The sequence below is a fragment of the Acidisphaera sp. S103 genome (assembly GCF_009765975.1).
In the GTDB taxonomy this organism is placed as follows: domain Bacteria; phylum Pseudomonadota; class Alphaproteobacteria; order Acetobacterales; family Acetobacteraceae; genus Rhodopila.
This window is the reverse complement of record NZ_LMUJ01000101.1, coordinates 2,793-3,136: the sequence shown is the minus strand read 5'-3', so window position 1 is coordinate 3,136 and position 344 is coordinate 2,793.

The window sequence follows — 344 nt, the reverse complement described above, 5'->3', positions numbered from 1 at the left end:
CGTGTCATTGGCGCTGATGGCTAGGTCGAAGCGCCGGAGCGTCAAAATCATCTTCGTCGGGACGCCCGACCAAGCCCCCTACACGGAGGGCCTCGGAACTTTCCTGACGTCTCCGACCACGGTGGAAGAAGTGGTCGAGACCACTGTGCGCCTTCTCTCCTGACGGACACCTTCTCCCGCCATCGGCCAACCTTTCCAGAAGCCCAACCGTCGGCATAGTTTGTGGCTCGTGATGGACACACTCGCGAGATGGCTGGAGGCAAACGACTTACGTTTCAAAGCAGAACGCTGGCGCCGCATGGCTATCCTATTTACGGACAAGCAGGCGATCGACGCCCTGAACA